We start from the raw sequence: 11,837 nt of genomic DNA, 5'->3' as shown, positions 1-11,837 counted from the left end.
ATTATGAAAAAATATAAATTTCTCTTTTTACTCCTCCTTACATTTGGGTTTAACCACTTTTTGAGCGCTCAACAAAAAGCAAACAACAACAAACTCGATGCCATGATTGTTCAGGGCATGAGCGATTGGAAAGTCCCTGGACTCGCTGCTATCGTGGTCAAAGACGGTGAAGTGGTTTTTCAAAAAACCTACGGAGTTAAAAATTTAGAGACCAAAGAACCCGTAGACGGGAACACCCTATTCAATATGGCTTCGACCACCAAAGCTGTCGTGGCCATTGCCATGGGTATGCTAGTCGATGATGGTAAACTAAAGTGGGATGATAAAGTGGTGGACCATCTCCCCTACTTTAAACTGTCTGACCCGTATATCACTGCCGATGCCCGTGTTAAAGATTTGTTGACCCATAATTTAGGTATCGGTAATGCCGATGCTTTGTGGACCTTGGACAGTCTGTCTACCAAAGAAACTATTAAACGATTTCAGTTTGCAAAAAAAACCTATCCGCTGCGGGGCGGTTTCACCTATCAAAACATTATGTATACAGTTGCTGGTGAAGTTATTGCGGCAGCAAGCGGAAAACCTTGGAATGAATTTGTTACCGAACGGATTTTTGACCCTTTAGAAATGACCAGAACACAAGCTTTGGCTAGTGCTATTTTTAAGGTAGGGAATTATGTTACGCCATATGCGAATGACCCCGAAGATGGCCTTGTTAAAGTTGATTATGGTTTCTCAGACCAAATAGGCCCCGCAGGAATGATTTGTTCCTCCGCCAATGACATTTCAAAATATTTGACCTTTTTAGTAAATGATGGTGTTCATAAGTCGGATACCTTGGTAAGCCCAAAGACCTTTAAGTACCTTTTTGAGCCTCAGTCCTTTCTAGGTTCTAGTGGCACGTATCCAACAAATGCACTGACCAAACCGAATTGGAACACCTATAGTATGGGCTGGTTTCAACAAGATTACAAAGGCCATAAGCTCGATTTTCATACAGGAAGTCTCTTCGGCTTGGTTGCCATTGCCGGTATCATGCATGATAAAAATGTGGCAGTTTATGTTTTTGCAAACCTAGATCATGCTGAGTTACGCCATGCTATTCTTTACAAGGCCTTAGACTTATATGGTTTTAACGATGATAGTCGCGATTGGCATACCGAGGTTTTTAATCTGTACGACGGTTTCAAGAAAAAAAATATCGAAGCATCAAAAAAGAAAATATCGGAACGCGTAAACGGCAGCAAACCTAGCCTACCTTTAGAAGGGTATGCCGGTAGTTATACCAACAAAATGTTAGGGACGGGAAAAATATCGCTTGTGGATACTAAACTACGGGTCAATTTAAACGATTTCATTAGCTATGATTTAGAACATTGGCATTTTAACACGTTTATGACCAATAAAGATTCGCGTTTCCTTGAAAAATTAAGCGTGCATTTTGAACTCAATGCTGATGGCAAAATCAACCAGTTTGAACTTATGGGTGAGGTATTTTCAAAAACGGAGTGATATCGTAAAGCGTTTGTTTAAGAATTTAAAACTAACATAAAACCATATGCTAAGAGCTAATCATACAAAGCTGTTTTTTACATAGCATTACCATACAATTGACTATAACTATTTAAAAATGATAAGAATGACTACGATGAAACACTATTTAACCCTAATCTTATTAGCAATTATAAGCACTAGTTTCGCACAGACAGATGCCGAAAAAGCAGCCGAGACTGTAAACAAAAATAAAATTGAAGGCCATATCTATTTTATAGCAGATGACCTATTAAAAGGGCGCGGTACGGGTACTGCGGAAAATAAAATAGCGGCTAGTTATTTAGCCAATGCCTTACGCAGCTATGGCGTAAAGCCAAATCCTGAAACCAATTCATACTATCAAACATTCAACCTGTTACAAACAGCCCCGCCGAGCTTGCTTCAGGTAGCTATGAATGGCGATAACTATCCACACATTGTGGCGGTGAAGGCAAAAGCAACTGCACTTTCTGGGGACGCCATGTATCTTGGTTATGGAGGCGAAGCCGATTACAAAGGAAAAGATGTTAAAGGTAAATTAATTGTAGTTCGAGGCGGTACGCTAGCGTCTTCTGAAGCCAGAGCTGTTTACGGAGCTCATAAAGACAAGCAGGCATTAGCTATAAAAAATGGAGCTATCGGTCTTGTAGAGCTGACATTGCTAGAAGAGGCATTGTGGTCGCGCATGTCACACTTCATGGGAGAAAGTGTTCAGATTCCGGATGCGAACGAGGCTGAAAACTCAGAAAACGAATTTATTCATCTTTGGGTAAATACAACTTTAGAGAAATTAGAGGCATTGGATAAAGCTAGCCTATCTTATACCATCGAAACCGATGGAAAAAAAGAGGAAACCTTGGTAACACAGAACGTAGTAGGCGTTTTAGAAGGGACAGACCCAGAACTTAAAAAAGAATACATCATGTATTCCGCCCACTATGATCACGTTGGTATAGGCGAGCCAGATGCAACAGGAGATACCATCTACAATGGAGCTCGTGATAATGCTATAGGAACCACTGCCGTTTTAAGCATGGCAGAAAATATTGGAAAGTACCGTACAAAACGGTCTGCGGTATTCATCCTTTTTACAGGAGAAGAAAAAGGATTGTTGGGTAGCCAATACTATGTGAAGCACCCTATATTTCCATTAAAGCAAATCGTATATGGATTCAATACCGATGGTGCCGGCTACAATAATACAAGCTTGGCAACCGTCATTGGATTAAGCAGAACAACGGCCAAAAAACATATTGTTGAAGGAGCCGCTACGTTTGGACTCAAGGCGATTGATGACCCAGCTCCAGAACAAGGCCTCTTTGACCGTAGCGATAATGTCAGTTTTGCTAGCAGGGGAGTTCCCGCGCCTACCTATTCTACTGGTTTTGATGCCTTTGATGATGAAATCAACAAATACTACCACCAAGCAGGGGACGAGGCAGATAGTCTAGATTATGATTATTTATTAAAATTCTATCAAGGCTATGTGCTATCTGGTCGGTTGATCGCCAACGACCCTGAAACACCGTTTTGGGTAAAAGGAGATAAGTATGAAGCTGCGGGTAATGTTTTATATGGTAAAGTACCTTCTGGGCCAATTAAAAACTGATGCTAGTGCGCATACCGGTTAACCTCACGAGTCTCACAAAACTTAGAACTATCAAATTAATTGTAACTACTTATTGTTTATGAAATTACGGTTTATAATAGCTATCGTTAGTATCGTCCTTTTTACCAATTGCAAGCAAAATAAGCCTCTTAAGAACCTGCCTGTATTTGAGCATGATATTGCTTCTGGACCCACGCCATGGACTAGTGCTGTTTTTGAATTGGAAGAAACGGATTTCACTTTTGCCATTATTTCAGACCTCACCGGAGGCGAACGAGAAGGAGTGCATAGCACAGCCATTTCTCAATTAAATCGGTTAGATCCCACCTTTGTAATAAGCGTGGGCGACCTAATAGATGGGGGTACTGAAGATACCGTGCAACTAGCAACCGAATGGGATTCCTTTGATGCACGAACCGCAAAACTAACTATGCCCTTCTTTTATTTGGGCGGTAATCATGACCTCAGCAATCCAGTAATGCGTGCGTTTTGGGAACAACGTTTTGGACGCCGGTACTATCATTTTGTATATGAAGACGTACTCTTTTTGATGATGGATTCAGAAGATTATGAGGAACAGCGTATGAAGCAAATATATGAGGCCCGGGCTAAGGCACTTAAAATTATTTCTGGAGAAGTGGAAGGAGTTTATGAAGAAACTGAATACTATACGATGAAAGAACGGAAAGTTGGTGGCATGAGCAATGACCAATTAGACTATTTTAGGGATGCGCTAGAACGGTATCCAAACGTAAAATGGACATTTGTTCTCATGCACAAACCCCTGTGGAAACGTGAAGATGATAAAGGCCTTGGTAAACTGGAAAACCTTTTAGCGAATAGAGCGTACACCGTCATTAATGGCCATGAACATTCGTATTCCCATCGCACTAGAAATAAGCGCGATTATATGATTTTAGGAACCACCGGAGGAAGCCAAAACCCAACAGACATTATGGCTTTTGACCATGTCTCTTTAGTAAGAATGGCCAAGAAACCTATAATCACGCATTTAAAAATGAGCGGCATTTTAGATGAAACAGGTAAATTACCTGGTAACAATAGCGCTCTCGTTAATTAAGTAAATCAATGAAACTGACCACCAAAATCAAAGAAGACATAAAACAAGCGCTGAGTACCTATTGGAAAAGCTACCTCATAGGCGATTTGAGTACATGGGCGGGCTATTTGGCGGACAATTATCACAACATAGGCACCACAGAAGAGGAAATCTGGACCAGCAAGGAGCAGGTTTGGGCCTATTCAAAAAAGGTAGTACACCAACTTACCGGTGGAGCAGAATTTAGGGACAGGGTACTAGACTATATGGTTTATGCACCCTATGTGATGGTTCATGAATACGGCGACATTTATGTACAGACAGGAGATACGTGGGCCTTTTATGGCAAAATAAGGCTTTCCTCGTTATTGCAACAGCAAAGTGGCCAATGGCAAATACTACATCAGCACGGATCCTATCCGGACAATAAGACCGTGCAGGGCGAAACCTTTGCCTTTAAAAAGATAAGCCAAGAAAACTTGGCCTTAAAAGATGCCATAAAGCGCCGTACCTATGAACTGGAACAAAAAAACCGTGAACTCGAAGTTGAAGGCGCTTTAGAACGTATTCGCGCACAGGCTGTTGCGATGCAACAAACCTCAGACTTATTAGACATTGTAGTAACCATGCGCAATGAGTTTATCAAATTGGGTCACGAAGCACACTATTTCTGGCACATGATGTGGTTACCTAAAACATATCAGAAAGCCATGACTTCTGGTGACGGTACCAAAATTGGTTTTGTGATGGAGTTACCAAGGCATATCCACGGTGACATCCCATTGTTAGCAAATTGGGAAAAAAGTGATGACCCTGTTGTTATTTACCCAATGGCTGTCGATGCAGCTATAGACTATGTAGAAAAAATGATTACGCTTGGTGATTTTCAACATATCGATCCTCAAGCACCGAGTAATGACGATATCAGACGTATTGGTGGATTAACTTTTATTATGGCACGCACCACACACGGTGAAATTGGGTATAGTCTGCCCGGAGTCGTCAAAAAACCACCAAAAGAAGACCTTGCAATTTTAGAGCGCTTTGCAGACGCTTTTGATTTAGCGCATCGTCGGTTTTTAGATTTACAAAAAGCAGAGAAACAGGCGCGAGAAGTACAAATAGAATTGGCATTAGAAAAAGTGCGCTCTAGAACCATGGCCATGCAACATAGTGATGAGTTACAAGAAGCTTCCTTTCTGTTAGACCAACAAGTAAGAGCCTTAGGAATTAGAACTAGAGGATGTGCCTTTAATATCTATGGGGAAAATGACGCAACGGAATGGTTTAGCTCGGCACAGGGCACCATGCCTGTTTACTGTACCCCAAGAGAAAATGTATTCTTAGAATATTATGAAGCTGGGAAGAGAGGGGAATCATTGTATATCAAAGAATTTGAAGGTGATGCTTGTGCCTCTCATTATGACTATTTGTGCACCCTTCCCGTGATGGGAAAAGCACTCAGGGAATTGAAAGCCAATGGCGGTTCATTTCCTGAGAGACAGATAGACCACGCCACCTTTTTCAAATATGGATATCTATTGTTTATTACTTTAGATTTTGTTCCAGATGCACATGATATTTTCAAACGTTTCGCCAAAGTTTTCGAGCAAACCTATACACGCTTCCTTGATCTTCAAAAAGCAGAAGCACAAACTAGGGAGGCTCAAATAGAAGCTACTTTAGAAAAAGTTCGTTCACGTTCTTTGGCAATGCATAAGAGCCATGAACTTAAAGAAGTGGTTGCCATTATTTTCGAAAAATTAAAAGAACTTCAAATTCCTGCCACCGCTGTTGGCATCGGTATATACATAGACGGCTCTAAAGACTTAAATGCTTTTGTGTGCGGAGAAAATAAAGAAGGTTTGGTCATCACCAATTATCATCTCCCATATTTCAATAATCAGATATCTAGAGATATTAGTAATATGCGTGAAAAACAATTAGATTTTTTTGTTGGTCACTATACAAAAGAAGAAAAAGACTTTTTTTACAGCTATGTGATTGATAATGTGCCAGAATTTATATCGTTACCAGAAGATATAAAGCAAATGATCTTTGACAGTCCATCATATACCGTTTCTACAGTAGTAGTTCATAATGCAGTTTTCAGTGTCAATGATTTTGAAGGAAAGGTTTTATCAGATCGTGAAATTGATATATTTAAACGTTTCGCGAGGGTTTTTGACCAAGCATATACCCGCTTTCTCGACCTCGAAAAAGCAGAAGCACAGGCCAGAGAAGCTCAAATTGAAATGGCTTTAGAAAAAGTGCGTTCTAGAACCATGGCGATGCAACATAGTGATGAGTTACACCAAGCCGCTAAAGTCCTATTTTCTGAAATACAAGCCTTAGGAATTCCTTCATGGAGTTGTGGTTATAATCTTTTAAGTGATGATAATACAACAGCGCAAAGTTGGATGAGCACGCAAGGTAATATGCAAGAAGTTTTTACACTTGAGTTTAAAAAAGAGGCTTCCTTTCTAGAAATGTATACCTTTTTTGAAAGTGACGATTCCTTTCTCGTTCAAGAGTTGGGTGACAAAAATTTAGAAAGCCACTATGCTTATATGCGAACGATTCCGAGTTTAGGTCCATCTTTTGAAGAAATTAAACAAGGAGGCATGCAGCTGCCTAGCTATCAAATCAACCATTTGTGTAAGTTTAATAAAGGCTATCTTCTCTTTATTACGTTTGAAAAAATCCCTGAAGCTTATGATATTTTTAAACGCTTTACCACTGTTTTTGAACAAACGTACACCCGTTTTAACGATTTAAAACTGGCAGAAGCTAATGCCGAAAAGGCCGAATTTGATTTACTGAAATTACAAGCTGCCAAAAAAAGTGCGGAAGAAGCCTTATCCGAATTACTGCTTACACAAACCCAATTAATCCAATCCGAAAAAATGGCATCGCTTGGAGAACTTACTGCTGGTATTGCGCATGAAATACAGAACCCCTTAAACTTCGTTAATAATTTCTCTGAGGTAAGCAAAGAACTCTTGGAAGAAATGCTAGAGGAACTAGAAAATGGCGATATGGAGGAAGTGAAAGCTATTATGACTGATGTGGTACAGAATCTTGAAATAATAAACCACCATGGTAACCGTGCCGATAGTATTGTAAAAGGTATGCTGCAACATTCTAGAAGCAGTACAGGAAAAAAGGAACCAACAGATATAAATGCCTTGGCAGATGAATACCTGCGATTGGCCTATCATGGTTTAAGAGCTAAAGACAAATCGTTTAATGCAGATATGAAAGCTGATTTTGATGATAGTATTAAAACCATCACTATCATCCCTCAGGATATCGGGCGCGTAGTTTTAAACTTGGTCACTAATGCGTTTTATACCGTAAATGAAAAAGCTATCGCTGCCAAAGTTTCTGGAGATACAACCTATAAGCCTCTAGTGTCAATAGCAACCAAAAAGAACAAGAACAGCGTAGAAATTATAGTCTCCGATAATGGAAACGGAATTCCAAATAAAGTCATAGATAAAATATTCCAGCCCTTTTTTACGACCAAACCTACCGGACAAGGCACAGGGCTTGGTCTAAGTATGAGCTACGATATTGTAACCAAAGGGCATGGAGGAGAATTGAACGTAAGCACCAAAAATGGTGAAGGAACCGAATTTAGTATTACGCTGCCCCCTTTAGACAGGCAGCAGTAAGCAATAATATAATTAAAATAAGATGAGAATACATACCACATTCATTAGTGCTTTTATTTGTTTCATTTCTTCATTTTGTTTTGCTCAAGTACAGGAGCAACAGATTAATCCCACCTATTTAACGATTGGCGATGGTCTTGCTTCCCCAACTGTGGCAGATGTTATGCAAGATAGTTATGGGCTACTGTGGCTTGCAACTAGCAATGGCCTGCAAAAATATGACGGATATCGGTTTGAGACCTATAAGCATATTCCCACGAAACCCACTAGTTTGCTTAACAATAAAGTATGGAGCCTTGCGGAAGATGACAGCCATGATATTTGGATAGGGACAGCCTTTGGTGTATCTAGGTTTGACCGTGGTAACAATGAATTTATCAATTATCCGTTCGCCGAACTATTCAATGTACCATCAGGCAGTGTTGAGGTGTTGAAACTCTTCATAGATTCTCAACAACGTATTTGGGCTGCAACTACAACAATGGAGTTGCTTCTTTATAATCCTGATACGGACCAGTGGAGCCTTGCAGATTACGAAATAGTTAATGAAACCAACCCAATTCACACGGGTTTTGGTATTGCAATAACCGAAGATGCCCAAGGTGGAATTTGGTTTGGGTCATCAGTACATGGCTTAATGCACATGGGCAAAGATGAAAAAACGTTTAAGCCGGTACATTCAGATACCTGGGGAGAATTTGACTTCTCAAATCCTAATAATTTTATTACCTCATTATACTCAGACACCAATAATATACTTTGGTTGACAACCCACAAAGGGGTACACAAATTTAATCCCAAAACTGGTTTTTTAAAAAACCTTATTGAATATAAAGAAAGTAGTAATTCCATTTGGAAGAGTATGAACGGTATTTCACCTGATCAAGACGGAAATATATGGGTTGCCAATAATTTTAGGGGAATATTAAAATTTAATGGAACCACAGATACATATACGAAAGTCACCATTGATGGAAAAATGAAAATGCAAGAATTTATGTGGGATATTACCATGACACGTTTCATTATAGATCGCAGTGGTATTTTTTGGTTTGGGTCTATTGAAGGTGGCTTATTAAAATACGACCCCGTGAACAAGCCCTTTTCCTATTTTTCACATCGTGAAGGGGATGCACTGAGTATAAGCCCCAACGGGGTCTTTGGACTTCTTGCTTCAAAAGTAAGACCTGGAACAATGTATGCAGGATCAAGAGGTGGAGGATTGAATATTTTTGACCCCAAGCAACAGAGTTTTGAAAAAGTTACTTTTGATGTAGTCGATGATTTTTTTGGCGGATCTGTACGAAGTATTGCAGAAGATACTGATGGCACCCTTTGGTTAGGTACTTGGGGCGATGGGCTTATTGAACTGGATAAAAATTACCAAGAGATTAACCGGTACAATTATAAAGCAAAAAATAGTAATTCCATTTCTAACAATCAAGTTCGCATAATCAAAAAAGACCACCAAGATAAATTTTGGGTCGGCACCAATAATGGATTGAACATTTTTGACCCATCAACGGGCAACTTCCAGCGGTTGATGAGTAAAAGTACAATGACCTATCCCAAGAATTTAGTTGAAAAATTAGAAAAACTTTCTACCTCTGACCAAAGTATGGGGCTTATTGATAAAGTCAGGGATTTTGAAGACCGATCTCTGCCTATAAAAATAAAAACAAAGGGTACGTATTGGATACTATCCGTTGGGGAAGGTGCTACGGGAAATATGGTAGATTATGGATGGATCGAGAATACCCAAAAAGATACCATCTGGAATTTTGGTAATTATGAGAGGTCCTTTTATGCAGGCGGCAGTGCCAAGAATAGAATTGCAATAACACCCATAACCCTAGAACCTGGGGCCTATGTTTTACGTTACAAGGCCGATGATAGCCATGCCTATGAAAAATGGAATGAAGCTGCACCAGACCAAATTTCCCTATATGGCATAGCGCTAATTAAACCCAAAGATGAGAACCAGACCAGCTCTTTTGAAAAACAAATTACCGATAACCAGAGTGGTATTATCATAGGTGGAAACAATATATCTGATATTGAAATTGGTGAAAAATATATTTGGGTGGGTGCAAGTGGTCAAGGACTAAATAAAATAAATCCCTTAACTAATAAAGTAACCTACTATAATTATGACGCAGAAAATGAGAATTCGATAAGCAGCAATGTCATTACAGACATCTTAGAAGATAGCAAAGGGGTACTTTGGTTAGCTACAACAGAGGGCATTAATAGACTAGACCCCGATTCTGGTAAAATTACTGTGTTTACGGAAGCAGATGGCCTTGCGACCAACCTTACAGAGGCAATTTTAGAAGGCGATAACGGCGAAATGTGGATTGCCTCACAAAACGGAATTTCACAAATGGTAACCAACGAGACCTTAGGTAAAGTAACCTTTATAAACTATAATGCATCTGATGGTATAGGCGGAGATATTTTTATTCCCTTGGGGGCAGCACGCAGTGCTGATGGCACCTTTTACTTTGGCGGCAATCACGGTCTAACCATCTTTAATAGCATTACCGCAAACAATACCCCCCCCGCATTGCTCATTTCGAATGTGTTGATTTCAAATAAATCGATACTGGATATGGGAGCAAAAAGTCCGCTAACTAAAAGTTTATTGAACACCACTATTCTTGAGTTCTCACACGAAGAGAACAATTTAAGTTTTGAATTCTCGGCCTTACACTTTGCAAATGCAGAAAAAAATCAATATGCCCACAAACTCATTGGCTACGATAAAGACTGGATCTATGACAACCGCAACTTTGCCTCGTATACCAACCTAGATCCAGGCACCTACGAATTTACCATAAGAGCCTCTAATGCCTATGGTATATGGAACGAAGATGGAAAAACCTTATCCATCACCATTTCAGCTCCTTGGTGGCAAACGTGGTGGGCCTATCTGCTATTTGGTGTAGTTACGGCAAGTATATTGAGAGCCTATATCGTTTTTAGGGCTAAAAAGTTGAAGAATGAAAATAAGGTCTTAGAAGAACGTGTTACACAAAGAACGATTGAGTTAAAAAATAATATAAACCAATTAAAAGCGACCCAATCCCAACTCATCCAATCTGAGAAAATGGCGAGTTTGGGTGAGCTCACCGCAGGGATAGCCCACGAAATTCAAAACCCGTTGAATTTCGTCAATAATTTTGCTGAAGTAAACTCCGAGCTTATTGAAGAAATGAAAGAAGAACTAAACAATGGTAATTTAAAGGAAGTAAAAAGTCTCGCTGACGATATTGATGAAAACGAGAAAAAAATAATGTTTCATGGCAAGCGTGCCGATTCTATTGTAAAAGGGATGCTCCAACACAGCCAGACCAGCAATGGCAAAAAAGAACCTACCAACATCAATTTGCTAGCAGACGAGTATTTAAGATTGGCTTATCATGGGTTACGTGCCAAGGATAAATCATTTAACTCAGATATGGAAACTGATTTTGATGACAGTATTAAAACAATCACTATCATCCCACAGGATATCGGGCGCGTGGTTTTAAACCTCGTCACCAATGCTTTTTATGCCGTAAATGAGAAAGCTAAAGCTGCTAAAGATTCAGGAGATACGGACTATAAGCCTCTAGTGTCAATAGCAACCAAAAAGAACAAGAATACTATAGAAATAAAAGTAACAGACAATGGCAATGGCATACCAGAATCGGTAAAGAAAAAAATATTTCAGCCCTTTTTTACCACCAAACCAACAGGGCAAGGTACGGGTCTTGGCCTAAGTATGAGTTATGATATTATTACAAAAAGTCATGGAGGCACATTAAAAGTAGCAACCGAAGAGGGAGAAGGAACAACGTTTAGTATTCAATTAACAATGCTATAATTTTATTAAAAATTCTTAAGCATATATAATGTTCAATAAAAGGGATTATCTTTTATTTTAAAGAATTAAATTTAATTGGCGATATTTAAT

General features: G+C 39.4%; 5 protein-coding genes. All 5 read left to right on the top strand.

Annotated features, from left to right (window positions below; genetic code table 11):
• Positions 1–3 precede the first annotated feature (3 nt).
• The 5 genes from Q360_RS0100395 (at position 4) to Q360_RS24270 (ending at position 11,747) form a co-directional block, all read left to right on the top strand.
• Complete coding sequence (locus Q360_RS0100395) at positions 4–1,512, top strand: serine hydrolase (protein WP_027075321.1); 1,509 nt, start codon at positions 4–6, stop codon at positions 1,510–1,512.
• 136 nt (positions 1,513–1,648) lie between these two features.
• Complete coding sequence (locus Q360_RS0100390) at positions 1,649–3,142, top strand: M28 family peptidase (RefSeq protein ID WP_036194684.1); 1,494 nt, start codon at positions 1,649–1,651, stop codon at positions 3,140–3,142.
• 79 nt (positions 3,143–3,221) lie between these two features.
• Positions 3,222–4,223 carry a metallophosphoesterase family protein gene (locus Q360_RS24275; protein WP_027075319.1) on the top strand — a complete coding sequence of 334 codons (1,002 nt, stop codon included), beginning with the start codon at positions 3,222–3,224 and terminating at the stop codon, positions 4,221–4,223.
• Positions 4,224–4,231: 8 nt separating this feature from the next.
• Positions 4,232–7,879 carry an ATP-binding protein gene (locus Q360_RS25035; protein WP_084273323.1) on the top strand — a complete coding sequence of 1,216 codons (3,648 nt, stop codon included), beginning with the start codon at positions 4,232–4,234 and terminating at the stop codon, positions 7,877–7,879.
• Positions 7,880–7,901: 22 nt separating this feature from the next.
• Positions 7,902–11,747 (top strand): two-component regulator propeller domain-containing protein, encoded by a 3,846-nt coding sequence (locus tag Q360_RS24270; RefSeq protein WP_051554497.1) that lies wholly within the window; start codon positions 7,902–7,904, stop codon positions 11,745–11,747.
• Positions 11,748–11,837: the final 90 nt, after the last annotated feature.

The organism is Maribacter antarcticus DSM 21422 (genome assembly GCF_000621125.1).
Lineage (GTDB): Bacteria > Bacteroidota > Bacteroidia > Flavobacteriales > Flavobacteriaceae > Maribacter > Maribacter antarcticus.
This window is presented reverse-complemented; position numbering and strand designations above follow the sequence as displayed.